The 26,008-nt window shown below is 62.9% G+C and carries 22 protein-coding genes; 11 read left to right on the forward strand and 11 right to left on the reverse strand.

Translation table 11 applies throughout. The features are described 5' to 3' along the window. The first annotated feature begins 69 nt into the window (after positions 1-69). The 7 genes from glgC (at position 70) to LPJGGPFB_RS30670 (ending at position 8,716) form a co-directional block, all read left to right on the forward strand. Positions 70-1,332: a glucose-1-phosphate adenylyltransferase gene (glgC, locus tag LPJGGPFB_RS30640; RefSeq protein WP_025424848.1), complete on the forward strand. Its 1,263-nt coding sequence runs from the start codon at positions 70-72 to the stop codon at positions 1,330-1,332. A gap of 11 nt (positions 1,333-1,343) precedes the next feature. Further along, positions 1,344-2,786, forward strand: coding sequence for a glycogen synthase GlgA (gene glgA, locus LPJGGPFB_RS30645; RefSeq protein WP_173423675.1), 1,443 nt, complete (start codon positions 1,344-1,346; stop codon positions 2,784-2,786). A 6-nt stretch (positions 2,787-2,792) separates the two neighbouring features. After that, on the forward strand, positions 2,793-4,421 hold the full coding sequence (locus LPJGGPFB_RS30650; protein WP_173423676.1) for an alpha-D-glucose phosphate-specific phosphoglucomutase: 1,629 nt from the start codon (positions 2,793-2,795) through the stop codon (positions 4,419-4,421). 172 nt (positions 4,422-4,593) lie between these two features. Then, positions 4,594-6,558, forward strand: a complete 1,965-nt coding sequence (glgX, locus tag LPJGGPFB_RS30655) for a glycogen debranching protein GlgX (RefSeq protein WP_173423677.1) — start codon at positions 4,594-4,596, stop codon at positions 6,556-6,558. A gap of 76 nt (positions 6,559-6,634) precedes the next feature. Then, positions 6,635-7,123, forward strand: a complete 489-nt coding sequence (locus LPJGGPFB_RS30660) for a MaoC family dehydratase (RefSeq protein ID WP_173423678.1) — start codon at positions 6,635-6,637, stop codon at positions 7,121-7,123. Beyond that, a complete protein-coding gene (locus LPJGGPFB_RS30665) occupies positions 7,116-8,186 on the forward strand; it encodes a DUF2332 domain-containing protein (RefSeq protein ID WP_173423679.1) in 1,071 nt (356 codons plus the stop codon). The genes LPJGGPFB_RS30660 and LPJGGPFB_RS30665 overlap by 8 nt, the downstream gene beginning before the upstream one ends. Further along, positions 8,183-8,716: a GNAT family N-acetyltransferase gene (locus tag LPJGGPFB_RS30670; protein WP_209791542.1), complete on the forward strand. Its 534-nt coding sequence runs from the start codon at positions 8,183-8,185 to the stop codon at positions 8,714-8,716. Before LPJGGPFB_RS30665 ends, LPJGGPFB_RS30670 begins: the two co-directional genes overlap by 4 nt. Positions 8,717-8,776: 60 nt before the next feature. Here the strand turns inward: LPJGGPFB_RS30670 and LPJGGPFB_RS30675 are convergent, their stop codons facing one another. The 5 genes from LPJGGPFB_RS30675 to LPJGGPFB_RS30695 form a co-directional block, all read right to left on the reverse strand. Next, positions 8,777-9,901, reverse strand: coding sequence for a zinc-dependent alcohol dehydrogenase family protein (locus LPJGGPFB_RS30675; RefSeq protein WP_173423681.1), 1,125 nt, complete (start codon positions 9,899-9,901; stop codon positions 8,777-8,779). 120 nt (positions 9,902-10,021) lie between these two features. Continuing rightward, a complete protein-coding gene (soxG, locus tag LPJGGPFB_RS30680; protein ID WP_173423682.1) occupies positions 10,022-10,573 on the reverse strand; it encodes a sarcosine oxidase subunit gamma family protein in 552 nt (183 codons plus the stop codon). Further along, entirely contained in the window at positions 10,566-13,559 is a 2,994-nt protein-coding gene (locus LPJGGPFB_RS30685; RefSeq protein WP_173423683.1) for a sarcosine oxidase subunit alpha, read from the reverse strand. Before LPJGGPFB_RS30685 ends, soxG begins: the two co-directional genes overlap by 8 nt. Beyond that, on the reverse strand, positions 13,556-13,876 hold the full coding sequence (locus LPJGGPFB_RS30690) for a sarcosine oxidase subunit delta family protein (protein WP_077500523.1): 321 nt from the start codon (positions 13,874-13,876) through the stop codon (positions 13,556-13,558). The genes LPJGGPFB_RS30685 and LPJGGPFB_RS30690 overlap by 4 nt, the downstream gene beginning before the upstream one ends. Positions 13,877-13,893: 17 nt before the next feature. After that, on the reverse strand, positions 13,894-15,147 hold the full coding sequence (locus LPJGGPFB_RS30695; protein ID WP_173423684.1) for a sarcosine oxidase subunit beta family protein: 1,254 nt from the start codon (positions 15,145-15,147) through the stop codon (positions 13,894-13,896). 337 nt (positions 15,148-15,484) lie between these two features. On the opposite strand from LPJGGPFB_RS30695, the gene rpsU reads away from it, so the two are divergent. The 3 genes from rpsU (at position 15,485) to LPJGGPFB_RS30710 (ending at position 17,472) form a co-directional block, all read left to right on the forward strand. After that, positions 15,485-15,697, forward strand: coding sequence for a 30S ribosomal protein S21 (rpsU, locus tag LPJGGPFB_RS33400; RefSeq protein WP_077500520.1), 213 nt, complete (start codon positions 15,485-15,487; stop codon positions 15,695-15,697). Positions 15,698-15,961: 264 nt separating this feature from the next. Then, on the forward strand, positions 15,962-16,846 hold the full coding sequence (locus LPJGGPFB_RS30705) for a tetratricopeptide repeat protein (RefSeq protein ID WP_234903152.1): 885 nt from the start codon (positions 15,962-15,964) through the stop codon (positions 16,844-16,846). Between the two features lie 149 nt (positions 16,847-16,995). Beyond that, positions 16,996-17,472, forward strand: coding sequence for a DUF992 domain-containing protein (locus LPJGGPFB_RS30710; RefSeq protein WP_173423686.1), 477 nt, complete (start codon positions 16,996-16,998; stop codon positions 17,470-17,472). 230 nt (positions 17,473-17,702) lie between these two features. Here LPJGGPFB_RS30710 and LPJGGPFB_RS30715 read toward each other — a convergent pair whose 3' ends face one another. The 6 genes from LPJGGPFB_RS30715 to LPJGGPFB_RS30740 all read right to left on the reverse strand — a co-directional run bounded on the left by LPJGGPFB_RS30715 (position 17,703) and on the right by LPJGGPFB_RS30740 (position 24,805). Beyond that, complete coding sequence (locus LPJGGPFB_RS30715; RefSeq protein ID WP_173423687.1) at positions 17,703-19,103, reverse strand: NAD(P)(+) transhydrogenase (Re/Si-specific) subunit beta; 1,401 nt, start codon at positions 19,101-19,103, stop codon at positions 17,703-17,705. A 9-nt stretch (positions 19,104-19,112) separates the two neighbouring features. Continuing rightward, positions 19,113-19,532, reverse strand: a complete 420-nt coding sequence (locus LPJGGPFB_RS30720; RefSeq protein ID WP_173423688.1) for a proton-translocating transhydrogenase family protein — start codon at positions 19,530-19,532, stop codon at positions 19,113-19,115. Continuing rightward, positions 19,532-20,680: a Re/Si-specific NAD(P)(+) transhydrogenase subunit alpha gene (locus LPJGGPFB_RS30725; protein ID WP_173423689.1), complete on the reverse strand. Its 1,149-nt coding sequence runs from the start codon at positions 20,678-20,680 to the stop codon at positions 19,532-19,534. Before LPJGGPFB_RS30725 ends, LPJGGPFB_RS30720 begins: the two co-directional genes overlap by 1 nt. Positions 20,681-21,020: 340 nt before the next feature. Then, the gene (locus tag LPJGGPFB_RS30730) at positions 21,021-21,245 is read right to left on the reverse strand and encodes an aa3-type cytochrome c oxidase subunit IV (RefSeq protein WP_173423690.1); all 225 of its coding nucleotides are present in this window, start codon (positions 21,243-21,245) and stop codon (positions 21,021-21,023) included. A gap of 248 nt (positions 21,246-21,493) precedes the next feature. Then, positions 21,494-22,216, reverse strand: a complete 723-nt coding sequence (locus tag LPJGGPFB_RS30735) for an N-acyl amino acid synthase FeeM domain-containing protein (RefSeq protein WP_234903153.1) — start codon at positions 22,214-22,216, stop codon at positions 21,494-21,496. A gap of 279 nt (positions 22,217-22,495) precedes the next feature. Next, positions 22,496-24,805: a putative bifunctional diguanylate cyclase/phosphodiesterase gene (locus LPJGGPFB_RS30740; protein WP_173423692.1), complete on the reverse strand. Its 2,310-nt coding sequence runs from the start codon at positions 24,803-24,805 to the stop codon at positions 22,496-22,498. Between the two features lie 419 nt (positions 24,806-25,224). Between LPJGGPFB_RS30740 and LPJGGPFB_RS30745 the strand changes: the two genes are divergently transcribed. Continuing rightward, positions 25,225-25,983 carry a gamma-glutamyl-gamma-aminobutyrate hydrolase family protein gene (locus tag LPJGGPFB_RS30745; protein ID WP_173423693.1) on the forward strand — a complete coding sequence of 253 codons (759 nt, stop codon included), beginning with the start codon at positions 25,225-25,227 and terminating at the stop codon, positions 25,981-25,983. Positions 25,984-26,008: the final 25 nt, after the last annotated feature.

Genomic DNA, 26,008 nt, shown 5'->3' on the forward strand with positions numbered 1-26,008 from the left:
TCGAGGGCCGCAAGGCGTCGCAAAAGTCGCCGTGACGATCCCGAGGAACAATGATTTTGGGGAGGACAAATGGTGGAAAAGCGTACGCAACCCTTGGCCCGTGATGCCATGGCCTATGTTCTCGCTGGCGGCCGCGGCAGCCGCCTGAAGGAATTGACCGACCGGCGGGCAAAGCCGGCCGTCTACTTCGGCGGCAAGGCCCGCATCATCGACTTCGCTCTCTCGAACGCGCTGAATTCCGGCATCCGCCGCATTGGCGTCGCCACCCAGTACAAGGCGCACTCGCTGATCCGCCATCTGCAGCGCGGCTGGAACTTCTTCCGCCCCGAGCGAAACGAAAGCTTCGACATCCTGCCGGCAAGCCAGCGCGTCTCTGAGACGCAATGGTACGAAGGCACCGCCGACGCGGTCTACCAGAACATCGACATCATCGAGGACCACGGCGTCGAATACATGGTCATCCTCGCGGGCGACCACATCTACAAGATGGACTACGAATTGATGCTGCAGCAGCACGTCGATTCCGGCGCCGACGTCACCATCGGCTGCCTTGAAGTGCCGCGCATGGAAGCAACCGGCTTCGGCGTCATGCACGTCGACGACAAGGACCGTATCATCGCCTTCGTCGAGAAACCGGCCGATCCGCCAGGCATCCCCGGAAATCCCGAGATGGCCCTTGCCTCGATGGGCATCTATGTCTTCCACACCAAGTTCCTGATGGACCTTTTGCGGCGCGACGCCGCCGACCCGAAATCGAGCCGCGACTTCGGCAAGGACATCATCCCCTATATCGTCGACAACGGTAAGGCTGTCGCCCACCGCTTCAACCAGTCCTGCGTCCGTTCCGATTTCGAGCGCGAGGCCTATTGGCGCGACGTCGGCACGATCGATGCCTATTGGCAGGCCAACATCGACCTGACCCATGTGACGCCGGAGCTCGACATCTACGACAGCACCTGGCCGATCTGGACCTTTGCCGAGATCAAGCCGCCTGCAAAATTCGTGCACGACGATGAAAACCGTCGCGGTTCGGCAACCTCCTCGTTGGTGTCGGGCGACTGCATCATCTCGGGCGCTGCCCTTAACCGTAGCCTGCTTTTCACCGGCGTCCGCGTAAATTCATATTCGCGACTGGAAAATGCCGTCATCCTGCCCGATGTGAAGATCGGTCGCCGCGCGTTGCTCAGCAACGTGGTGATCGATAGCCGCGTGGTCATTCCGGAGGGCCTCGTTGTCGGTGAAGATCCGGAGTTGGATGCGAAGCGCTTCCGCCGTTCGGAAAACGGCGTTTGCCTGATCACCCAAACGATGATCGACAAACTGGGAATGTAGGTCCGCCTCTGATGAACATCCTTTCCGTTGCGTCCGAAGTGTATCCGCTGGTCAAGACCGGGGGGCTCGCCGACGTCGTCGGCGCCCTGCCGGCAGCGCTGTCGCCGCACGGTATCCGCACCCGCACATTGGTGCCCGGCTATCCCGCCGTGCTGCAAAAGCTGAAGAAGAAAAAGAAGGTGGGCAGCTTTGCCAACCTGTTCGGCAGCCCTGCCTCGGTTCTCGCCGCCGATCTCGACGGGCTCGATTTGCTGGTCCTCGATCTGCCCACACTCTACGAACGCGACGGCGGGCCCTATGTCGACGCCACCGGCCGCGACTATGTCGACAACTTCCGCCGCTTCGCCGCCCTTTCATTGGCCGCGGCCGAAATCGCCGCCGGCGATGTCGTGGCCGGTTGGAAGCCCGATATCGTCCATGTGCACGACTGGCAGACGGCGCTGACGCCGGTCTATATGCGCTTTGGCCGCGCAGCCTCCACACCGACGGTCATGACCATCCACAACATCGCCTTCCAGGGGCAGTTCGGGCCGGAAGTCTTTGCCGAGCTGGCGCTTCCGCCCGAAGCCTTCTCGATGCAGTTCGTCGAATATTACGGCGATGTCGGCTTCCTCAAGGGTGGTCTGCAGACCGCAAATGCGATCACCACCGTCAGCCCGTCCTATGCGCAGGAAATCCTGACACCGGAATTCGGCATGGGTCTCGAGGGTTTGCTGAAGAGCAGGCTTTCCGACCTTTCCGGCATCGTCAACGGTATCGACGCCGATGTCTGGAACCCGGCAAGCGACCCGCTGATCGCCCAGCATTTCAGCGCGACGACCTTGAAGCAGCGTGGCGCCAACCGGCGGGCAATCGAGGAACGCTTCGGGCTGGAACAGGGCAACGGCCCGATCTTCTGCGTCATCAGCCGGCTCACCTGGCAGAAGGGCATGGATCTGCTTGCCGAGGTTACCGACGAGATCGTGGCGATGGGCGGCAAGCTCATCGTTCTCGGCTCCGGCGACACTGCGCTCGAAGGCGCGCTTCTTGCTGCCGCCTCGCGTCACCGCGGCCATGTCGGCATGGTCACCGGCTATAACGAACCGCTCTCCCACCTGATGCAGGCGGGATCGGACGCAATCCTCATCCCGTCGCGCTTCGAGCCCTGCGGGCTCACCCAGCTTTACGGCCTGCGCTACGGTTGCGTGCCTGTCGTCGCGCGCACCGGCGGTCTTGCCGACACCATCATCGACGCGAACGAAGCGGGATTGTCGGCCAAGGTCGCGACCGGTTTCCAGTTCACGCCGGTCAACGCCGACGGGTTGCGTCTTGCGATCCGGCGCGTCTTCCGTGCATACAACGAACCGAAAGTCTGGGCGCGTCTGCAGACCCAGGGCATGAAATCGGACGTATCCTGGGCCAGAAGTGCCGAGCGTTACGTCTCTCTATATTCCGGTCTTCTCGGGAAAGGCTAAGCCAGAATGATAAGAACAGTCACCACCACACCCTATGGCGACCAGAAGCCCGGCACGTCGGGCCTGCGCAAGAAGGTTCCGGTGTTCCAACAGAAGAACTATGCCGAGAACTTCATCCAGTCGATCTTCGACGCGCTCGAAGGCTTTGCCGGCCAGACCCTGGTGATCGGCGGCGACGGCCGCTTCTACAACCGCGAAGTCATCCAGATCGCCATCAAGATGGCCGCTGCCAACGGCTTCGGCCGTGTGCTCGTCGGCCGCGGCGGCATCCTGTCGACGCCCGCGGCCTCCAACGTCATCCGCAAATACGAAGCCTTCGGCGGCATCGTGCTGTCTGCCAGCCACAATCCCGGCGGCCCGACCGAAGACTTCGGCATCAAGTACAATATCGGCAATGGCGGCCCGGCGCCGGAGAAGGTCACCGACGCGATCTATGCCCGCAGCCAGGTGATCGACACCTACAAGATTTCCGATGTCGCCGACGTCAACCTCGATGCGGAAGGCACGCAGGAGATCGACGGCATGACGGTCACCGTCATCGATCCGGTGTCCGACTACGCCACGCTGATGGAAAGCCTGTTCGACTTCGACGCCATCCGCAAGCTGATCTCGGGCGGCTTCCGCGTCGTCTTCGACGCTATGAGCGCCGTCACCGGCCCCTACGCCAAGGAGATCATCGAAAAACGTCTGGGCGCACCGAAGGGCTCGGTGATGAACTTCATTCCGCTGCCGGACTTCGGTGGCCATCACCCGGACCCGAACCTCGTGCACGCCCGCGCGCTCTACGAGACGATGATGGCGCCCGATGCGCCCGATTTCGGTGCAGCCTCCGACGGCGACGGCGACCGCAACCTCGTCATCGGCCGCGGTATCTTCATCACGCCTTCCGACAGCCTGGCGATGCTGGCAGCGAATGCGCATCTGGCGCCGGGCTACGCCAAGGGTCTCGCGGGCATCGCCCGCTCGATGCCGACAAGTGGGGCTGCCGACCGTGTCGCCGAAAAACTCGGCATCGGTCTTTACGAGACGCCGACCGGCTGGAAGTTCTTCGGCAACCTTCTTGACGAAGGCATGGCGACGATCTGTGGCGAGGAAAGTGCGGGCACCGGCTCCAACCACGTGCGCGAGAAGGACGGCCTGTGGGCGGTTCTGCTCTGGCTGAACATCCTTGCCGTGCGCAAGGAAAGCGCGCTGGAGATCGCCCGCAAGCATTGGGCGACCTACGGCCGCAACTACTATTCGCGCCACGACTACGAGGAAGTGGACAGCGATGCCGCCAACGGCCTGGTGGCAGCGCTTCGCGACCAGCTTTCGACCCTGCCCGGAAAATCCTTCGGCGCGCTCAAGGTCGCAACAGCAGACGACTTTGCCTACAACGACCCGGTCGACCACTCTGTCAGCAAGAACCAGGGCATCCGCATCCTGTTCGAAGGCGGCTCCCGCGTCGTCTTCCGCCTGTCGGGAACCGGAACCTCGGGCGCGACGCTGCGCGTCTATATCGAACGTTTCGAACCGGATCCGGCTCGTCACGACATCGACACCCAGGAAGCACTCGCCGACCTCATCCTCGTTGCCGACGAGATCGCCGGCATCAAGACCCGCACCGGCCGCACCGAGCCGAGCGTCATCACCTGAGGGGGCGCCCCAACAGGGGCGTTCGAAGATCTGACATTGCCGCGGCATGTTTGCTGAAATCGGAAACGGATTTGGGCGAAGGTGATGCGGCAGACTTCACGTGTTGCAGCGTCCTTCGCGCGTCATTTCTGGCGCGCGGCGCTGCAGGAAAAAGCCGAGGGGGCCCTGATCGATGCCGAAAGCCGCACTGCCACCCCTCGGCGCCACGCTTACCCCTGATGGCACGCGCTTTGCCGTGTGGTCCCGCAACGCCGCGCGCATCGACCTCTGCCTGTTCGACAAGGCGGGCGAAGAGGCCTTGTGCCAACTGCCGATGGTGCGCGACGGCGACGTGCACAGCCTTGTGGTCGCCGATGCGCCGAAGGGGACGCGCTACGGCTATCGCGCCGATGGCGTCTACTCGCCCGACCACGGCCTCTGGTTCGATCCGTCAAAGTTTTTGGTCGACCCCTACGCCATCGAACTCGACCGGCCGTTCCGGCACGATCCGAGGCTCACCATCTTCGGCGAGGACACAGCCGATCTCGTGCCAAAGGCAATCGTCACCGACATCAAGACCGCCAAGCCGAAGCCGCCAATCTTTAAAGCGGGCGGACTGATCTACGAGATCGCTGTCAAGCCTTTCACCGCGTTGCGTCAGGATATCCCCGAGGCCAAGCGCGGCACGGTCGCGGCACTCGCCGAGCCCGTGATCATCGAGCATCTGAAGCGGCTCGGTGTTTCCGCCGTCGAACTGATGCCGATCGTCGCCTGGATCGACGAGCGCCACCTGCCACCGCTCGGGCTCAGCAATGGCTGGGGCTACAATCCGATCGTACCGATGGCGCTCGATCCGCGACTGGTGCCAGGTGGCGTGAAGGAACTGCGCCAGACCGTCGAAGCGCTGCGCAAGGCCGGCATCGGCGTCATCCTCGATCTGGTCTTCAACCATTCCGGCGAAAGCGATCGGCTCGGCACCACCCTGTCGATGCGCGGGCTCGACAACCTCGCTTACTATCGCCACGTCACCGACAGGCCCGGCGACCTGATCAACGACACCGGCTGCGGCAACACGATCGCCTGCGACCACCCTGTCGTCCAGACGCTGACCCTCGACAGCCTGCGCCACTTCGTGCTCGCCGCCGGCGTCGACGGCTTCCGCTTCGATCTCGCCTCGATTCTCGGCCGCGACATGGCAGGTTTTCACCGCGATGCCCCACTGTTCGAAGCCATTCATGCCGACCCAGTGCTTGCCGATCGCGTGCTGATCGCCGAGCCCTGGGATGTCGGCCCCGGCGGCTACCAGCTCGGCAATTTCCCCGCTCCGTTCCTCGAATGGAACGACCGGGCGCGTGACGATATCAGGCTCTACTGGCGCGGCGACCGGCATGTGATCGGCGCGCTTGCGACAGCCCTTGCGGGCTCGTCCGACACGTTCTCCCGCTGGGGCGACGCCGGCACCCGGACGGTCAACTTCATCGCCGCCCATGACGGCTTCACCCTTGCCGACATCGTTGCCTTCGCCGGCAAGCACAATGAAGCAAACGGCGAAGAGAACCGCGACGGCCACAACGAGAACCATTCCTGGAACAATGGCGCCGAGGGTGCGACGACCGATCCCGAGATTCTGACGGCGCGCCGGCACGATGTCATGGCCCTGCTCGGCACGCTGTTTGCCTCCCGCGGTACAATCATGCTGACCGCCGGCGACGAAGGCGGGCGCAGCCAGCGTGGCAACAACAATGCCTATTGCCAGGACAATGACATAACCTGGATCAACTGGGACGCCATGGACGAGACGCTGGTCGCCCATACGGCAGCGCTTTCAGCGCTGAGGAGGCGCTTCGCCGTCCTCGGCGAGACGGCGTTCTTCACCGGCAAAGGCGATGTCGAATGGCTGCGCCTCGACGGCCAGCCGATGGCGGTGACGGATTGGGAGCACCCGGCAACGGACAACCTGATGATGGTGCTGGCCACCCGGGACGGCAGGAAGAAGCAGTCGACGCGGCTCGCCGTCGTCGTCAATCGCAGCCACGCGCCGCACCCGATCCATCTGCCCGAAAGCCTCGACGGACAGTGGCAGGATGCGCTTTCCCACGAGCCCCCGCTCACTTTCGTCCCCCCTCGCTCCGTTTCCTTCTTCGTCGAAAATTTCTGAACTATTCCGACCACTTGCTAGAACTCGCCCGACCGTCCTATAGAATCGTCCGGGGGGCCACTTTCAGGACAGCCACATGCTGAAGGATATTTCACTTGCCGAAATCAGACCGCTGGTCGGCACCGAGGTCGGTGTCTCCGACTGGATCACGGTCACGCAGGAAACGATCGACAAGTTCGCTGAAGCTACCGGCGACTATCAGTACATCCATGTCGATCCGGTGCGCGCCGCCGCCGAAACACCGTTCGGCGGCACCATCGCGCATGGCTTCCTGTCGCTGTCGCTGCTGTCGGCGATGAACTACAGCTGCCTGCCCAAGATCCGCGAACAGACGATGGGTATCAACTACGGCTTCGAGAAGGTGCGCTTCATCGCTCCGGTCAAAAGCGGTGCCCGCGTGCGCGGACACTTCACCATGGCCGACGCCCGCTTCCGTGGCGGCAGCATGCTGATGATCACCTATGATGTCAGCGTCGAGGTCGAGGGCGAGCGCAAGCCGGCATTGACCGCCACCTGGCAAACGATCATCCAGTTCGACCCCAAGGACCGCCCCGCCGATGCCTGAGGCGAAGGCAACCGAGCAGGCCGTGCGCAACGCATTTCGCGACCAGGCGAAGTCCTGCGACGGGCTCGGCTCCCCGTTCACGGCGCGGCTCTGCCGCCTGATCGCCGATCGGCTCAAATCTGACACTCTGGTCGGTGCCCGTGTGCTCGGCTGGGAAGGCGACCCGACATCCGCGGGCGATTCCGTTGCGTTGCGGCTTTGCGGCGCCCTGCACGCACTCGTGCGCGCCGGCAGGGACGATCGGTTGCAGGCGAGTTATCCGCCGATCCCGGCAGACGACGAGACACTGTGGTCAGCAGTGGAGCATGCCATTCAGCGGGATGAGGCCTTCATTCTGGATCGGCTGCAGTCGGCGCCACAGACCAACGAAGTTCGCCGCTCGGGCGCACTGCTTGCCGGCTTCCTGACGCTTGCCCATATGTTCGGCAAGCCGCTGGTGCTGTCGGAACTCGGCGCCAGCGCCGGCCTCAACCTGCACTGGGACCGCTATCGCTATCGGCTGGGCGATACCGCCTGGGGCGATCCTGCAGCACGCGTCGTCATCGAACCACGCTGGACCGGCCCGAATCCACCGACAACAGCGATCGCTGTGACAGATCGCGCCGGCTGCGATCTCAATCCGCTCGACCCCACCTCGAAACAGGATCGCCTGCGCCTGCTCTCCTACATCTGGGCAGACCAGCAGGATCGTCTCGACCGCACCAGCTTTGCCTTCGAGACGGCGGCAGCTCGTCCTGAGCGCGTCGTGCGCGCCGATGCGATCGACTGGCTGAGACAGCGGCTGGCACGGAATTTTCCCGGCGCCGTCCATGTCGTCTATCACACGATTGCGTGGCAGTATTTTCCAAGGGCGTCGCAGGACGAAGGCGAAGCTCTGATTGCCGAAGCTGGCAGGAACGCAACAAAGGACGCGCCGCTTGCACGGCTGCAGATGGAAGCCGACGGGCAGACGCCCGGCGCTGCCCTCAGTCTGCAGGTCTGGCCAAGCGGCGAAAAGTATCTCATCGGCCGCGCCGACTTCCACGGGCGCTGGGTCGAGTGGACAGGATGGCCGCACGCATGATCATCGAACCAGCCGACGGGCGCTTTGTCTCCGACTTTGAAGCGTGCGACTTCTCCTTCGAGGTGACAGCGGAAGCCGTCCCCCCCTTCGATGGACCGGGTCTCAGCGGCACGATGCCGGTGGACGCCTATCGCAAGACCTATGATGCCGACCCGGTCGAACTCCTGGAGGCGGCGGCAGAAAGTGATGCCGCACTCTTCGTCGCTCGCGCCGAAGGCCGAATGCTCGGCTACATCGCATTGTCCATAGGCTGGAACGGCTACGCCGAGATCGACGATATCGCAGTCGATGCCTCGGCGCGCCGTTCGGGCGTCGCCGTGGCGATGATGGATAAGGCCGTCAATTGGGCAAGAGAGCACAGCCTGGCGGGACTTCGCCTCGAAACCCAGTCCAATAATGTTACGGCCTGCCGTTTCTACGCGCGGTACGGTTTCGAATTGGCCGGTTACGATCGCTATCTCTATACGGCACTCAACCCCGGCACGCGCGAAGTTGCGCTCTACTGGTATCTTCGGTTCGACGCCGATTAGAAAGCAACCTGGCTCTGCCACCCCTGTTCCGATTGAAGAGACGAAGCTGCGAGAACCCGATCAGAACGTGATCACGTGGCGGATGACCTTGCCTTGATCCAGCAGGTCGAAGGCTTCGTTGATCTCCTCGAGCGGACCGGTGCTCGACAGCAACCTGTCGACCGGTAGCTTGCCCCGCCGATAAAGCCCGATGAAACGGGGAATATCGCGGCTCGGCACGCAGCTTCCCATGTAGCTGCCACGAAGCGTGCGTTCTTCGGCAACCAGGCTGACGGCCGGAATGGCGATCTGGCTCGAGGGATGCGCAAGGCCCGCCGACGCCGTCGCTCCGCCACGGCGGGTGATGCGATAGGCAAGCTCGAATGCCTTGACGGAACCGGCCGCCTCCAGCGCATGATCGACGCCGCCTGATGTCACCTCGCGGATCGCATCGGCCACGTCAGGATCGGTGGCGACGAAGGTGTCGGTCGCGCCAAGCGACCGTGCCAGCGCCAGCTTGTCCTCGCTAAGATCGATCGCCACCACCCGCTCCGCGCCTGACGCCACCGCTCCGAGCACTGCGGCAAGCCCGACGCCACCGAGGCCGACGACGGCAACCGACTGGCCAGCCTGGACGCGGCAGGTGTTGACGATTGCGCCGACGCCCGTCAGCACGGCGCAGCCGAAAAGTGCTGCTTCCACGAGCGGCAGATCCGCCTCGATCTTGACGGCCGAACGGCGTGACACCACCGCATAATCGGCAAAGCCGGAAACACCGAGATGGTGGTGAACCGGAACGGTGTCGCAACGGATCCGGCGTTCTCCCGAAAGCAGCGTCCCCTTGCCGTTGGCCTCGGCCCCGGGAATGCACAGCGCCGGGCGACCTTCCGCGCAGGGCAGGCAATGGCCGCAACTCGGCATGAAGCTCATCACCACCCGATCACCGGGCTTGAGGTCGCTGACCGCGCTGCCGACGGCTTCAACTGTGCCTGCCGCCTCATGGCCGAGCGTCATCGGCAAGGGCCGCGGCCTGTCGCCGTTGATGACGGAAAGATCGGAATGGCAGAGACCGGCAGCGCCAATGCGCACCAGCAGTTCATCCGGGCCTGGCGGATCAAGATCGACGGTCTCGATGGAAAGTGGCCGTGTCGTGGAATAGGGCCGTTCGACCGGCGTGTGCCGGAGCACCGCTGCACGTGTTTTCAAACCATCCTCCCGCTTGCAAACGGGGGCAGCTTAGCCGCCGGAGGTTTCCGGCGGCAAGGTCACATTGCAGGCCTGGCGATCATCGTTGCGGATCGACAGGCAGGCAGGAAGTCGTCGAAGCTAATGGCCGGCGTCCGCAGCCCCTTCGGACAGCATGCCGAAGACGTAAGGCGAAAAAGACCGCCAGCATTCGACGCGGAAGGTATCCTCGGCGATGCGCAGCAGCACGATTTCGACCTTGCCGAAAATGGTGCGCGAGCAGGCACCGACCGGGAAGATCGCCAGCGACAGGTCCTGCGGGCAGCCGCTGTTGATGGCCACTTCCGCACCCGGACCGCTGACGACGACTGCGACGTTGCGATGGGAGACGTCGACGGCCGAATGCAGCGCGCCGCTCTTGGCGGCCGCAGCCATCAGGTCGGCTTCGCCCTCGTCGATGACAAGCCATTCGTCCGGTCCGAGCCAGAGCGCATGGCGCTTGCCTTTCGAAGCCGAGGTCTTCGCTCGCGTCGGCAGGGTGACGCCGAGGGCGGCCGAGAGGCCGGGCAGCGCATCGGCGCCAGCCCTTAGCGACAGGCGCGAAGCGGCGGGTGCCGGCGTCAGGACCACCTCGGAAAAACCGCCGCGGGCAGTAAGAGCGCTCTTGCGGGTTGCAGTTGCCAGATCAGCCATGGAGGCGACCCCCTTCCTTGTCAAAGAACACCATGTCGCTCACCTCGACGGCAATCGTCCTGTCGGCCATCGGCACGTAGAGCGTCTGGCCGAGGCGCGCGCGACCGCCGGCAACGACGGCAAGCGCGATCGAGCGACCGCAATTTTCCGACCAGTAGGACGACGTCACGTGGCCCAGCATCGTCATCGGCTTCGGCTGGTTCGGATCGGCGACGATCTGCGCGCCCTCCTCCAGCACCACGTTCGGATCCTTTGTCAGGAGCCCGACGAGCTGCTTGCGACCGTCCTTGACCAGATCCGGCCGCTTGAGGCCGCGAATGCCGACGAAATCGGCCTTCTTCTTCGAGACCGCCCAGGACAGGGCGGCATCATCCGGCGTCAGCGTTCCGTCGGTGTCCTGGCCGACGATGATGTAGCCCTTCTCCGCGCGCAACACGTGCATGGTCTCGGTGCCGTAGGCGCAGGCGCCCATCGGCTCGGCCCGCTCCCAGATCGCTTCCCAGACCGCCTGACCATAATCGGCCGGCACGTTGACTTCGAAGCCGAGCTCGCCGGTAAACGACATGCGGAACAGCCGGGTCGGCACGCCGCAGATCTTGCCTTCGGCCACGCTCATATGCGGGAAGGCCTCGTTGGAAAGATCGATACCCTCGACCAGCGGAGCGATGATCTCGCGTGCCTTCGGCCCCTGCACGGCGATGACGGCCCATTGTTCCGTCGTCGAGGTCAGCCAGACCTTCAGGTGCGGGAACTCGGTCTGCAGGTAGTCTTCCATGTGGTTCATCACCCGCGGCGCGCCGCCGGTGGTCGTCGTCACGTGGAAGCGATCCTCGGCAAGCCTGCCGACCACGCCGTCGTCATAGACGAAGCCGTCGTCGCGCAGCATGATGCCGTAACGGCAGCGGCCAGGCTTCAGCGTGTCCCAGGCATTGGTGTACATCAGGTTGAGGAACTGAGCCGCATCCGGGCCGACAACCTCGATCTTGCCGAGCGTCGAGGCGTCGAACAGGCCGGCAACCTCGCGCACGGTCTTGCACTCGCGCGCGACCGCCTCATGCATGCCCTCGCCTGCCCTCGGGTAGAACCAGGCACGTTTCCAGTTGCCGACATCCTCGAACGCGGCGCCATGCGCCTCTTCCCAGGCATGAACCGGTGTCTTGCGGGCAGGATCGAACAGGCTGCCGCGCGAATGGTTGACGATCGCGCCGAAGGTGACCGGCGTGTACGGCTGGCGGAAGGTCGTCAGGCCCACCTGCGGAATATCCTTGCCGAGCGCTTCTGCGGCAATGGCAAGGCCATGCATGTTGGACAGCTTGCCCTGGTCCGACGCCATGCCGTTGGTGGTGAAGCGCTTGATATGCTCGATCGAATGCATGCCTTCGCGCACCGCAAGCCGGATGTCCTTGGCGCAGACATCGTGCTGGAAGTCGATGAAGGCCTTGACGCTGGTGTCAGGCCCGGCGCCTTCGGCAGCGCCGATCATGCCGCCGGTCCAGCTGAAGGCATTGTCGCCGTGCAGCGTTACCTGAGCGCCACCTTCGGCACCGGCCGCGCGCGCGGTCAGTTCGCCGGCGGCCAGCGCCTCGTCGATCGTTGCCTGCAGATCATCGGTGCCGTTGCAGGCCCCGATCGACAGGCAATCCTGCAGATAGGTCCCCGGCAGGAAGCGCTGCGTGGCCGCGTCGAATTTCACCTTGCCGCGTGACTGCGAGAACAGGTGCACCGACGGTGTCCAGCCGGACGAGACCAGCAGCGCGTCGACGGCAATCTTGCGCGCCGATCCGCCGCCGTTGCGGGCAACGCTGATCGACGATACGCGCAGCTTGCCACCGGAATTGACGACGGAGTGTCCGGTCAGCACCTCGATGCCGAGGCGGCGGGCTTCCGCCAGCACCGCTTCGCCCGGGTTTTCACGGCAGTCGACGATGGCGGGAACGGCAACGCCGGCGCGCTTGAGGTCGAACGCCGCCTCATAGGCGGAATCATGTGCCGTGTAGACGCCAACCTTGGAACCGACAGCAACGCCGTAATGGTTGAGATAGGTGCGGCCGGCCGAAGCGAGCATGATGCCCGGACGGTCGTTGTTGGCAAACACCATGTGGCGCTCGATCGAGCCGTTGGCGAGGATCACCTTCTTGGCGCGCACCTGCCATAGCCGCTCGCGCGGCAAGGCCTTGTCGAGCGCCGGCAGGTGGTCCGTCACCCTTTCGACGAGGCCGACGAAGTTGTGGTTGTAATAGCCGAAGCCGGTGGTGCGGGTGAGCACCGTGACGTTGTCCATTGCGGCAAGCGTCTTTACCGTCGACTGCGCCCAGTCCCAGCCGTCCTTGCCGTCGATCGTCGTGCCGCTTTCATAGCGCAGCGCGCCGCCGACTTCCGGCTGCTCGTCGCAAAGGATCACCTTGGCGCCAGCCTTGGCGGCGGCAAGCGCTGCCGAAAGGCCGGCGACGCCGGCACCGATCACCAGCACGTCGCAATGCGCATAGCGGCTGGCATAGTGATCGGGATCCGCTTCCGTCGGCGCGACGCCGAGACCGGCTGCGCGGCGGATGAAGGGTTCGTAGATCGCGTGCCACGCAGCCTTCGGCCACATGAAGGTCTTGTAGTAGAAACCGGCGGCAAAGAACGGCGACAGGAGGTCGTTGAAGCCGCCGACGTCGAAGGCGAGCGACGGCCAACGGTTCTGCGATTCGACCTTCATGCCGTCGAAGACTTCCTGCACGGTCGCGCGCACGTTCGGCTGGCGGCGAGCCGCATCGCGCGAGACGTCGAGCAACGCATTCGGCTCTTCGGCGCCGGCGGAAAGAATGCCACGCGGACGATGATACTTGAACGAGCGGCCGACGAGATGAATGCCGTTGGCAAGCAAAGCGGAAGCGACGGTGTCGCCTTCAAGTGCTGTCAGCGTGCGTCCGTCGAAGGTGAAGCGGGCGGTGCGCGCCGGCGTCAGACGGCCGGAACCTGCAATACGATTGGCGCCGCTCATCGTGCCGCTCCCTTGTCCTGTTCGCCCTTGAGAATGGCGGCCACATCGGGCTTGGGTTCGCCCGCCTTGTAGGTGGTGTAGAACCGGTCACTCACCGTGTCGCGCGCGGCATTGAAAAACCGGCCGCAGCCATGGATATGGCGCCAGCGTTCGAAGATCAGGCCCTTGGGGTTCTGACGGAGGAAGAAGAATTCCTCGAACTCCTCATCGCTGATCTCGGCGATGTTGGTCGGACGGACGATATGGGCGTCACCGGCATTGCGGAATTCGAGCTCGGAACGCTCTTCCTCGCAATAGGGGCAATAGATCAGAAGCATCTCGAAATCCTTGGCAATCAGTGCGCAACGGCGGCAGCGGCCGCCTCGTCGATCAGTCGGCCGGTGCGGAAACGGTCGAGCGTCAGCCCGGCGGCCAGCCGATGCGGTTCGCCCCTCGCAATGAGGTGCGCAAACAGGTTGGCCGAGCCCGGCGTCGCCTTGAAGCCGCCCGTACCCCAGCCGGCATTGAGGAACAGCCCTGGAACCGGCGTGATGCCCTGGATCGGCGAGCGGTCCTGCGTCACGTCGACGATACCGCCCCACTGCCGCATCATCTTGACACGCCGGAACATCGGGAAGAGCTCGCAGATCGCATCCAGCGTGTGGGTGATGATCTGCAGGCCGCCCGTCTGGGAGTAGGAATTGTACTGGTCGGTGCCGGCGCCGATGACGAGTTCGCCCTTGTCGGACTGCGAGATATAGGCATGCACCGAGTTCGACATGACGACACAGGGAAACATCGGTTTCAGAGGTTCGGAAACCAGCGCCTGCAGCGGCTGGCTCTGCAGCGGCACGCGCACGTCGGCCATTTCCATCAGCACCGACGAGTGCCCTGCGGCAGAAACGCCGATCTTCTTGGCGCCGATGAAGCCGCGATTGGTATCGACGCCGGTCACTTTGCCGGTCTCGTCGCGGCGGATGCCGGTCACTTCGCAATTCTGGATGATGTGCACGCCGCGGTCGGACGCGCCGCGGGCATAACCCCAGGCAACCGCATCGTGTCGCGCCGTGCCGCCGCGCCGCTGCAGCGCCGCACCGTTGATCGGATAGCGGGCGTTCTTGGCGATATCGAGCGGCGGGCAGTAGGCCTTGGCCTGTTCCGGCGTCAGCCACTCATTGTCGATGCCGTAGAGACGGTTGGCATTGATATGGCGCTTGAACGACTGCTGATCGTGGATGTTGTGCGAAAGCATCATGACGCCGCGCGGCGAATACATGACGTTGTAGTTGAGGTCCTGCGACAGGTTTTCCCAGAGCTTCAGCGAATGCTCGTAGATGTCCATGCTCTCTTCATAGAGATAGTTGGACCGGATGATCGTGGTGTTGCGGCCGGTGTTGCCGCCACCGATCCAACCCTTTTCGAGCACCGCGACATTGGTGATGCCGTGCTCCTTGGCAAGATAGTATGCAGCGCCCAGCCCGTGGCCGCCGCCGCCAATGATGATCACATCATAGTCCTTGCGGGGCTCGGGCGAAGCCCATTGCGGACCCCATCCCTTGTGGCCGCGCAAAGCCTCGCGCGCCACGGCAAAAACAGAATATTTGCGCATCCGCCTGTTACTCCATGAACCCCGGTGATCATTCTCGTTGGCGTTAGAAATCGCAAATCCGACGCCCGCGCAACGTTTCTTTTGCGACGCAAACGGGCGGACTTGCGCGGAGTTGCGACATCGCCGCAATCCGTCGATTGCCGCACGATGATACACATAGCGGCCCACCATTGCGGATTTTTCAGCACAGCCTCATGTCCTCGCTGGACTTTCCGCTGATGATCTGGTATCCGCACCTTCAATCGTCGAGCTTTCGGCTCAGCGAACGTAGCTTTTTTTGCCTCCGACACCTGACGTGAGGCAACAACTCGAAACAACCAAAGGAACGGGATTTCACGTGCAGGTACTTGTCCGCGATAACAATGTTGACCAGGCGCTCCGCGCTCTCAAGAAGAAGATGCAGCGCGAAGGCATTTTCCGCGAAATGAAGATGCGTGATTTCTACGAAAAGCCGTCCCAGAAGCGCGCCCGCGAAAAGGCTGAAGCCGTTCGCCGCGTCCGCAAGCTGGCGCGCAAGCGTGCACAGCGCGAAGGCGTCGTGGCCCGTTAATTTGTCGATTTTTCGACACTTATCGATCTAAGTCGTGGCGGGGGCGAAATATCGCCGCCGCCTTTCTTTTGGTATGGACATCTTTTCCGTCGTCGGGCTAGCGTGACAATCGCAACCGGCAACGGTGGCCGGTCGCGGTGTTTAGCGCCGGACGGTTTGCCGCAGGCCCTCGTAGCCTCGGCTGTGGGGCCCCGCGAAATTCGCCGGCCTCCTTGAACGGGAAGCCGATGGCTTTCGGACCTAGTCGCATTGAGGGATCGACCTTTGACACTTGCTGCCATGACTGCGGACGTCGCCGGTTTTACCACCCAAGAGGCGCGCCGCCGCCACCAGCGCAAGCCGAAGCTTGCCGCCATGTTCCTGCTCGGATCAGCTCTGCTTCTTTCGGGATGCACGACCGACGGACCGGAATCGATGGCCAAGGTCGAGCGTGAACAGGGCTCGCAAGGAAACATCGCATCGCTGTCGAGCGTGATCGCCTCCAACCCGAGCGACCCCGAGGGTTATAACGTCCGTGGCTCCGCCTACGGCCGCGCCGGCGAATACCGCCGCGCCCTTGCCGATTTCGACCAGGCGATCCAGCTCAACGCGCGCTTTTACCAGGCCTATGCCAACCGCGCGCTCGTTCACCGCAACATGGGCAACACCCAGGCAGCCCTTGCCGACTACAACATGGCGCTGCAACTCAACGCCAACTACGATGTCGCCTATATCGGCCGCGGCAATCTCTATCGCCAGGCAGGCCAGCTCGATTCCGCCTTCAACGATTTCAACAAGGCGATCCAGCTCGACACCACCGACCCGCGCGCCTACCACAATCGCGGCCTGATCTATCAGGCGCGCAACCAGCACGGCCAGGCCATCGAAGACTTCTCGACGGCGATCTCGCTGTCGCCGAGCTCGCCGGAGCCCTATAACGGCCGCGGCATCTCCTACGTCGCCCAGGGCGACGACGACAATGCGTTCTCCGACTTCAACACCGCCATCACGCTCGACGGCAAGATTGCCGAATCCTGGGCGAACCAGGCGCTGGTCTACGAGCGCAAGGGCGACAAGACCAAGGCCGCAAAGTCCTACTCGCATGCCCTGCAGCTCGATCCGAAATACGAGCCGGCGCGTGCAGGCCTTGCCCGCGTAAAAGCCACGTAAGACGCAAGCACCCCTCTTCCGTTTCAACGCCCGCGACCCGTTCGCGGGCGTTTTCGTTTGTCCGCAGCGGCAATCGAGCCTGCGGTGGCGGGCGGAACCTTCCCGGCCACCATCCGTTTGCTCAGGGAATGAAAAACGGAGACTGAGCCATGATCAAGAAGACCTTCATCGCGACACTGGCCCTGGCAGCCCTTTGCGCCGGGCCGTCCGCAGCGCAGAATTATGTCGCACTTGGCCGCCTCGTCTGCGGTTCGGACGGAGGTACAGGCATGATCCTTACCTCGACAAAGAACCTGCTTTGCACCTTCAAACCGGCCAATGGCGCGCCGGCGGCGAGCTATGCCGGCACCATTCGCAAGATCGGCATCGACATCGGCAAGACGGGCAAGAGCACCATGGTCTGGGATGTCCTGGCCAAGACCGGCACGCCGGTGAGCGAATACGCACTTGCCGGCGAATACTACGGTATCGGCGCCGATGCGAGCGTTGCCGTTGGCGGCGGCGCCAAGGTCATCGGCGGCGGCACCAACAAGGCCTTCATGCTGCAACCTGTCAATGTGCAGGTCCAGGAAGGACTGAACATTGCAATCGGTGTCGACGAGTTGACGCTTGCGCCTGCGAGCTGACAAGGCGCACAGGAGGCGCACAGGAAATGTCGACGAGATGATCCTCGCCGGCAGGCGTCGAGCTGCCGGTAAGGCCGATCCCTCCCCTATAGCGCCGCACGTCAATATGACGCGAAAGGCTCTGTGGAATTTGGGACCTGCATGCCTGCTTTGCCGGCGGTTCGACGCAACAGACGAAAACGCCCGCCATATGGCGGGCGTTTTCTATTCCAACGTTCAGTGACGGCCGATCAGGCGTGCAGCGCCTTGACGATGTCTTCCGTCACCTTCTTGGCGTCGCCGAGCAGCATCATGGTGCCATCCTTGTAGAACAGCGTGTTGTCGATGCCGGCATAGCCGGATCCGAGCGAGCGCTTGACGAACAGGCAGGTCTTGGCCTTGTCGACGTCGAGGATCGGCATGCCGTAGATCGGCGACGATGGGTCGTCACGCGCCGCCGGGTTGGTGACGTCGTTGGCGCCGATGACATAGGCGACATCCGCCTGGGCGAATTCCGAGTTGATGTCTTCAAGCTCGAACACTTCGTCATAGGGAACGTTGGCTTCTGCGAGCAGCACGTTCATGTGACCTGGCATACGGCCGGCGACCGGATGGATCGCGTATTTCACATCGACGCCTGCGGCCTTCAGCTGGTCGCCGAGTTCGCGCAGCGCATGCTGCGCCTGGGCAACGGCCATGCCATAGCCCGGGACAATGATCACCTTGGAGGCATTGGCCATCAGGAAGGCCGCATCGTCAGCGGCCCCCTGCTTGACGGTGCGCTGGACGCCGTCGTCGACGGCAGCTGTCGCCGTCTCGCCGCCAAAGCCACCGAGAATGACCGAGATGAACGAGCGGTTCATGCCCTTGCACATGATGTAGGACAGGATCGCACCGGATGAGCCGACGAGCGCGCCGGTGATGATCAGCGCCAGGTTGCCGAGCGTGAAGCCGATGCCGGCCGCTGCCCAACCGGAATAGGAGTTGAGCATCGAGACGACCACCGGCATGTCGGCGCCGCCGATCGGGACGATGATCAGGACACCAAGCGCCAGCGACAGGAGAACGATCAGCCAGAACACCGTCGTGCTCTGGGTGAAGACCAGCATGATCACCAGCACGACAAGCGCGATCGCCAGGCCGGCGTTGACGAAGTGACGGCCGGTGAGCAGGATCGGCTTGCCGGACATGCGTCCGTCGAGCTTGAGGAAGGCGATGATCGAACCGGTAAAGGTGATCGCGCCGATGGCAACGCCGAGCGACATTTCGACCAGCGCCTGGGCGTGAATGTCGCCGACGGTGCCGATGCCGAAGCTTTCGGGCGCGTACATCGCCGCGGCCGCGACCATGACTGCTGCGAGACCCACGAGCGAGTGGAAGGCGGCAACAAGCTGCGGCATCGACGTCATGGCAATGCGCCGCGCGATCACAGCACCAGCGCCGCCACCAATCGCAAGGCCGAGCACGATCAGCAGGAAACCGCCGAAGGTGGGCTTTGCCAGAAGCAGCGTGGTGACGATGGCAATGCCCATGCCGACCATGCCGTAGGTGTTGCCCTTGCGGCTGGTAGCCGGGTGCGACAGACCGCGCAGTGCCATGATGAAAAGCACGCCGGAGACGAGATAGAGGAAGGCTGCGAAATTAGCGTTCATCGGCCGGCCTCACTTGTCTTTTTTCTTGTACATGGCGAGCATGCGCTGGGTGACCAGGAAGCCGCCAAAGATGTTCACCGAGGCGAGCACGAGCGCGATGAAACCGAAACCGGTCGCAAGCCCCGAGGCCGAGATGCCGACGGCGAGCAGTGCGCCGACGACGATGACCGAGGAGATCGCGTTGGTGACCGCCATCAACGGCGTGTGCAGAGCCGGTGTCACCGACCAGACGACGTAATAGCCGACGAAGATCGACAGGACGAAGATCGCCAGACGGAAGACGAACGGATCGATCGCGCCGCCGGTGGCACCGTGCGCGAGCGCGCCGGCCGCTTCCGCGGTATCGGGCAGGTTCAGCGCCGCCTGCTGGACGGCAGCCACCGCCTTGTCGAGCGCATCGAGCGCTTTTTCCAATGCTTCGTTGGCCATCAAAGATCCCCCTTCTTCTTCGGCTCGAAATTCGCATTGACGATGGCGCCGCCATGGGTAAGCGCCGTCGCCTTGACGAGCTCGTCCTCCATGTTGAGCGCCAGCGCCTTGGTTTCCTTGGAGACCATGGTCTCGAGGAAGGTCACGAGGTTCTTGGCGTAGAGACCGGACGCCGATGCGGCGATCCGACCGGGCACGTTGAGATGGCCGACGACCTTGACGCCTTCGACATCGGCAACCTTGCCGGCCTCGGCACCCTCGACGTTGCCGCCGCGCTCGACGGCGAGGTCGACCGCAACCGAACCGGGCTTCATGCTTTTAAGCATCTCGCGTGTGACGAGGCGAGGTGCCGGCCGACCCGGGATCAGCGCCGTGGTGATGACGATGTCCTGCTTGGCGATGTGCTCGGCAACAAGGGCTGCCTGTTTCGCCTGATACTCTTTCGACATTTCCTTGGCGTAGCCACCGGCGGTTTCGGCCGCCTTGAATTCCTCGTCCTCGACGGCGATGAACTTGGCGCCAAGCGAGGCCACCTGTTCCTTGGCGGCGGGACGCACGTCGGTCGCCGAAACCACGGCGCCTAGACGGCGGGCGGTCGCGATCGCCTGCAGGCCGGCAACGCCGGCGCCCATGACGAAGACCTTGGCCGCCGGAACCGTGCCGGCTGCCGTCATCATCATCGGTAGCGCCCGGTCATATTCGTAGGCCGCGTCGATCACCGCCTGGTATCCGGCAAGGTTTGCCTGGCTCGACAGCACGTCCATCGACTGTGCGCGGGTGATGCGCGGCATCAGTTCCATCGCAAAGGCGGAAAGGCCGGCCTTGGCCATTTCGGCGACCGCATCCTCGTTGCCATAGGGATCCATGATGGCGATGACGATGGCGCCGGATTTGTAGCCGGCGATTTCGGCGCTGTTCGGCCGGCGCACCCTGAGGACGACATCAGCCGTCTTCGCATCGGCGATTTTGCCGATCCGGGCACCAACCTTCTCATATTCCGCATCCGGGACGCGCGACAAAAACCCGGCGCCGGCCTCGACAACCACGTCGAATCCGAGCCCCTTCAGTTTCTTCACGCTATCCGGAGATGCCGCAACGCGACCCTCGTTCGGATCCGTTTCCTTGGCAACAAAGACAATTTCGCTCACAAGTCCCCTCCCTGGCCGCAAACGAGCCAAGGCTGGAATGCGGGCATCCTGTCCGACTGCAAGGCGGCCGCTCGTGCGAGCAGGCGCCCTCCCATGTGCAAAGCACACATTCCCCTGGAGACAGGCCAGGCCTGCCCTCCACTCCCCTCACGCGGTGAGGATAAAGCGCCACGCGTTCTCGTAAACGAACACGTCAAGGCGCTGCAAACATTCATGAGCCTTGAGCAAGGCAATCGACGCTCCCAGTCGATGCCGTGCGGCTTCAATCCGGACATCCGGACCGGCAGCCAAGGGCGGGCCTCCCCGGCCCGTCCGTGGCAAGTCTTGTCAGAAAAGCCGATTAACGAAGGAAGAAGAAACCGGCGACGTTGAGAAGGATGAACAGCACCAGCGCGCTGAAGAAGCCCATGGCGGTGAAGAAACCTGCCGCCATGGCGATCAGCAGAGCGACGCAGAACATCGTGCCGTATTTCGTTGCACTGAGGAAGAAGTTGTAGGTCTTCTCGTGTTCCGCATAATCCATTGGAGCGCCCATTTCGACGGGTCCAGAATGATGCTTAGCCATCGTACAATTCTCCCAGAATGCCGCGGCGCGACCCTTGGCCCTCGCCGCCCTTCAACCTTGATCCGCAAACGACTTCTACGGAAAAACGCGCAGACGTCCATTAGCTGCCCATACACAATGCCGGGGCCACGCGCAACGAAAACCCGTCGCTGTGCCCAGTCACCTGGGGCGATATGCCGCGTGCGTCTCGAAAGCGCGTCACGCGCCCGAGAAATGGCAAATTGCCCCGCGCTTTTAGACGACGGGCGCTACCGGAACACGGATGTGCGGTAGGACCGGCCGGACCCGTTCTGCGCGATGCGCGCCGTCGGCAGGATCGTCAGCGGCGCGAACGGCACCTCCTGGCGGTCCGCGAACATCAGGCGACGCTCGAACGGCTCGGAATCGAAGATCGGGTAGCGGTCGAGGATCGAGGGCCGCTGTCCCCGCACTTGCGCGACCAATAGCGCGCCATCGGCGTTATAGACGCCGAGGTTCTCGCGCTTGGCCACAACCGTCTCGGAAGCGAAGATGCGCTTGTAGAATGCCGCATGCCTTGGCCGGCAAGCGGTCAGGCATCGATCGGCGCTGAAGTATTCGCACGCCATCGCCACTGGGCGCAGCGTCAGGTAGGGAAGCGCCCGCATCTCGTCGCCGGTGACGTCAGGATCGACCGCCAGCCGGCCGGGATCGACCAGCACCATGCCGGCATCGAGAAACACATCGATTTCGGGCGCGAAGATCAGTCCCGAGGTGCTGGCCCTGTGCTGCGGCGTGACGTGATGGACACGCACCGTACTGACAAGATTCTCGTCGAGATAGATACCGAAGACATAGGCATGGCTGTCGAAATCGAGATCGTCGATCAGGGTCGAACCCGTCAGCTCCATCAGGTTGACGGCCTTGTAGGCCTTGTAGCGAAGCCGGGCGATATCCTCCATGTCCTCGCCTGTCTCGACCCGCCGATATTCGACGCGATCGAGAAGAAGCATCAGCTTCTCAGAAAAACTCCCAGGCTCCGCCCGGTGAAGACCTTCACCCATTTCCCGCCCCTCATAGTTAACAAATCGTTAACCTATTGACGGGCAGCCAGGCAGCAACAACAAAATGGCACAACTTGCCTTTAACTTATTGTTAACCTTAATATTTCGTTAACTTTTGTGGTTAATTGAACGTCGCAATGGTGGCTGCGTGACGCTGCGCAGGCGGCGGCTCAAGGCCTGGAACGAGAGAGGGGGAAAAGGACAGGACGAAAGCGCTCAGCGCGCCTGTCAGGCGATACGCTTGCTCGTCGGCGCGGCGACCGGTTTCTGGACACCATTCGTGCAGAATGCCTCGATGGCGGAGGCGGGCATGGGTGCTGCGAACAGAAAACCCTGTATCAGATCGGCGCATTGGTAGTCGTTTATCAGCTGCAGCTGATCCGCCGTCTCGACGCCTTCGACGACGATCTTCAGGCCCAGAGCACGACCAAGGTTGGCCGTGCCGCGCAGAAGCTTGAAGCGGCGCGAATCCTCACGAATGTTGCGCACGAACGACCGATCGATCTTGATGATGTTGACCGGCAGCACGTCGAGATAGCTGAGGCTGGAGTAGCCGGTGCCGAAATCGTCGATGGCGATGGTTATGCCGCTGTCGCGCAGCTCGCCGAGAATGGCCTGCACTTTCGCCGGCTCATCCATCAGGCAGCTTTCCGTGACCTCAAGATGCAGACGCGAGGCATCGAGGCCGGTCGCCTGAAGCGCGTCTGCCACCACGGTGACGATGTCATTGCTGCGCAGATCGAGCACGGAAAGGTTGACCGAAACGGAAACGTGGCTCGGCCAGCTCATGCAGTCTCGGCAAGCCTGCTCCAGCGCAAAGCGCGTGATCTCCGTGACGAGGCCCAGCTCCTCGGCAAGCTGGATGAAGACGTTCGGCGGCACGGGCCCGCGCTCGGGATGTGTCCAGCGCGCCAAAGCCTCGCAGCATTCGAGGCGTGCGCCGTTCGGCGTGAACATCGGCTGGTAGGAAAGTGTCAACGCACCGGCATTGATGGCGTCGCGCAGATCGCTCTTCAGCTTCTGCCGGTCGAGATAACGCGCATCCATCTCGTCTTCGAATACGGTGCAACCACCCTTGTTGCGCGCCTTGGCTTCCGACAGCGCCAGGTCGGCCTTGATCTGCAGCTCTTCCAGCCGAAAGGCACTACTCGGCACCAGAACGACGCCGGCGCTCATCGTCATGTTGAAGGTGAAGCCACCAGCCAGATAGGCGCCGCGCAATCCGGCATGGACCGCCCGCATTTCATCTTCGAGATCCGGCGAATGCATCCTGTTGGGGAAGAAGACAACGAACTCGTCGCCCATCAGTCGGGCGGCGATCGCCGTATTGCCAACCAATGTCTTCAACCGCGCGGCAATCGCCTGCAGCAACCGGTCGCCGACGATGTGGCCGCGCATATCGTTGACATGCTTGAACTCGGCGACGTCAAGCACCATCAGGCCGACGTCGACGTCGCCCTTTCCTTCGAGCGCCACGGCGCTGTGGGCAAGTTCGGCAAAGTAGTCGCGGCTCGGCAGACCGGTCAGCGTGTCGAAGCGAACCATCTGAAGGATCTGCCTGTCGGCCTGCACGCGCGCGGTCACATCCTCGAAAATCAGCACGACCTCGCCGTTTTCGTGCCGGCCTGCCGAAAACTCGAGAAACAGGTCATTGGTGACCGGCACCAAGACCTGGGTCTTCTTGCCCTTGATCAGCAGGTCGAGCTGCCGCGAGATCGCGCGCGTCTCTTCGACGCTGAGCGACATGCGGCGCACACCGCGACGCACCACGTCGTCCAGCAACCGATCCCTGAGGTCTGCCTTGTCGCCGAGCATCAGCAACGCACAGGCACGTTCGTTGGCAACGACGATCCGGTTGTCGCGGTCGAGCATCAGCAGCCCGTGCGTCATGTTGTTGAGCGCGGCATCGAACTGGCCGGCAATCGTGGCGATCTCGCGGGCGGCCAGCACGTTTTCGTAGAGAAACGCACGCACGTTGTTGGCCATCATCCAGGTCGAGAAGATGAAGGGCAGGATCAGAACCGCGAGGATCATCATGAAGGGATCCTGCAGCGTGATCAGCCCGATCACGATCGGCAGGCAGGCGGACGAGGACAGAAGCAGCACCGCGCGTTCGGAACCGTAGTTTCGCCCGACGAGCGAGATCATCGAGGCGAGCGTGACCGAGATGCAGGCGAGCTCCGAGAAGGAATCCTGGCTGACGGCAATCGCGTAGCCGCAGGCAATGCCGCAGGTGAGCGTCACGCCGACACCGCCGAGAATGTAGCGGTTCTCCCATTTCCGAACCGTCGCCCGGTCGGCGTTGGAGAAATCCTGCCGATCGAAGCGCGCCATGTCGAGGTTGCGCAAGACCCAGAGCACGACGATGGCTGCAGTGCAGACGAGATAGAGCGGATCGGAGGTCTTGAGATAGACGAGCGCGAAAGTCACGACATGCGACAGCATGCCGATCAACAGAGTCCTGCGATGTTCGTAGAGCGAGCTCACAGACGATAGATAGACATCCGTCGGTAGAGCGCCCCGTTCATTGCGCGTCATGAACCCATAGCTCCGGTTTTCCGGATTTTTAGAGACGATGGTTTAACGAAAGATTTCGTGAAGACACCGGCTCGGCGCCTTGTATTGCAACATTTTAACAGCGCCCAGCGAGAGTTTTTCCAGAACTCAACCTAGTATTGCGAAAACCAACAAATGATAGATGAGTCCACAACCATGCATAGACAAAACCGCGTTATACTTTCTGACATTGTATTTAAGGCAATTCTGCTTGGCAAACATCATATCCACCGATTCACTCCGGATGTGGTTACCCAAAGCTGAAGAAAAGATATCGATTCCTGCTGGCTGACCGCGGGCCAGGCACCGGCTCACGTCACCACCAGATCATGCACCTTCCCAGTTGACTTTCGGCCATATCTGGCGGCAAGGCTTTGATTAGCGAGATACGGAGCCTGATGATGTCGAAACCTGTCGTTGCCATCCCCTGCGATTTCCGCGAATTCGACGGCAATGTCTGGCATGTCGTTGCCAATCAATATGTGCGCGCCGCCGTTGAAGGCGCCGGCGTCATGCCCTTCCTCATTCCGGCGCTCGAGACCGGCAACGATATCGACGGGATCCTCGATCGTGTCGACGGCGTCCTGGCAAGCGGCGCCCGCTCCAACGTTCATCCCTCGCTCTATGGCCGCGAGGCAAAGGACACCGACGGCCCCTTCGATCCCGGCCGCGATGCCACGAGCCTGCCCTTGATCCGTCGCGCGCTCGAGCGCGGCGTACCGCTGTTTGCCATCTGCCGCGGCATCCAGGAGCTCAACGTCGCGCTTGGCGGCACGCTTGCAACGGAAATCCAGGAGCAGCCCGGTGTTTGGGACCACCGCAAGCCCGACGTCTCCGAGCTGGATGTCGCCTACGGCATCCGCCAGGACGTGGTCGTCAAGGAAGGCAGCTGTCTTGCGCCCGTGCTGGGTGCCGGCCGCGTGCGCGTCAATTCCCTGCATCGCCAGGCCATCGGCGCCACGGCGCCGCGTCTGGCCGTCGAGGCCGTTGCCGATGACGGCACGATCGAGGCGGTCTCGGTGATTGGCGCCAAGGCCTTCGCCGTCGGGGTACAATGGCACCCGGAATACTGGGTGCGCACGGACGCGCCGTCGGCGAGCCTGTTCAGAGCTTTCGGCGATGCGGTACGCGCCTATGCCGCAAGACGCATGGCGGCCTGACGGCACGCGAAAGCACGCTCAACGG

The organism is Ensifer adhaerens, assembly GCF_013283195.1.
GTDB lineage: Bacteria > Pseudomonadota > Alphaproteobacteria > Rhizobiales > Rhizobiaceae > Ensifer > Ensifer adhaerens_G.

What these genes read in the sequence shown, in the direction of transcription:
- LPJGGPFB_RS30715 (WP_173423687.1), bottom strand. Translation starts at nt 19,103, where the DNA reads ATGAACGCTAATTTCGCAGCCTTCCTCTATCTCGTCTCCGGCGTGCTT.
- LPJGGPFB_RS30650 (WP_173423676.1), top strand. Translation starts at nt 2,793, where the DNA reads ATGATAAGAACAGTCACCACCACACCCTATGGCGACCAGAAGCCCGGC.
- LPJGGPFB_RS30730 (WP_173423690.1), bottom strand. Translation starts at nt 21,245, where the DNA reads ATGGCTAAGCATCATTCTGGACCCGTCGAAATGGGCGCTCCAATGGAT.
- LPJGGPFB_RS30695 (WP_173423684.1), bottom strand. Translation starts at nt 15,147, where the DNA reads ATGCGCAAATATTCTGTTTTTGCCGTGGCGCGCGAGGCTTTGCGCGGC.
- LPJGGPFB_RS30685 (WP_173423683.1), bottom strand. Translation starts at nt 13,559, where the DNA reads ATGAGCGGCGCCAATCGTATTGCAGGTTCCGGCCGTCTGACGCCGGCG.
- glgC (WP_025424848.1), top strand. Translation starts at nt 70, where the DNA reads ATGGTGGAAAAGCGTACGCAACCCTTGGCCCGTGATGCCATGGCCTAT.
- LPJGGPFB_RS30745 (WP_173423693.1), top strand. Translation starts at nt 25,225, where the DNA reads ATGTCGAAACCTGTCGTTGCCATCCCCTGCGATTTCCGCGAATTCGAC.
- LPJGGPFB_RS30720 (WP_173423688.1), bottom strand. Translation starts at nt 19,532, where the DNA reads ATGGCCAACGAAGCATTGGAAAAAGCGCTCGATGCGCTCGACAAGGCG.
- LPJGGPFB_RS30690 (WP_077500523.1), bottom strand. Translation starts at nt 13,876, where the DNA reads ATGCTTCTGATCTATTGCCCCTATTGCGAGGAAGAGCGTTCCGAGCTC.
- soxG (WP_173423682.1), bottom strand. Translation starts at nt 10,573, where the DNA reads ATGGCTGATCTGGCAACTGCAACCCGCAAGAGCGCTCTTACTGCCCGC.
- LPJGGPFB_RS30740 (WP_173423692.1), bottom strand. Translation starts at nt 24,805, where the DNA reads ATGACGCGCAATGAACGGGGCGCTCTACCGACGGATGTCTATCTATCG.
- LPJGGPFB_RS30665 (WP_173423679.1), top strand. Translation starts at nt 7,116, where the DNA reads ATGCCTGAGGCGAAGGCAACCGAGCAGGCCGTGCGCAACGCATTTCGC.
- LPJGGPFB_RS30735 (WP_234903153.1), bottom strand. Translation starts at nt 22,216, where the DNA reads ATGCTTCTTCTCGATCGCGTCGAATATCGGCGGGTCGAGACAGGCGAG.
- LPJGGPFB_RS30660 (WP_173423678.1), top strand. Translation starts at nt 6,635, where the DNA reads ATGCTGAAGGATATTTCACTTGCCGAAATCAGACCGCTGGTCGGCACC.
- LPJGGPFB_RS30670 (WP_209791542.1), top strand. Translation starts at nt 8,183, where the DNA reads ATGATCATCGAACCAGCCGACGGGCGCTTTGTCTCCGACTTTGAAGCG.
- glgA (WP_173423675.1), top strand. Translation starts at nt 1,344, where the DNA reads ATGAACATCCTTTCCGTTGCGTCCGAAGTGTATCCGCTGGTCAAGACC.
- LPJGGPFB_RS30710 (WP_173423686.1), top strand. Translation starts at nt 16,996, where the DNA reads ATGATCAAGAAGACCTTCATCGCGACACTGGCCCTGGCAGCCCTTTGC.
- glgX (WP_173423677.1), top strand. Translation starts at nt 4,594, where the DNA reads ATGCCGAAAGCCGCACTGCCACCCCTCGGCGCCACGCTTACCCCTGAT.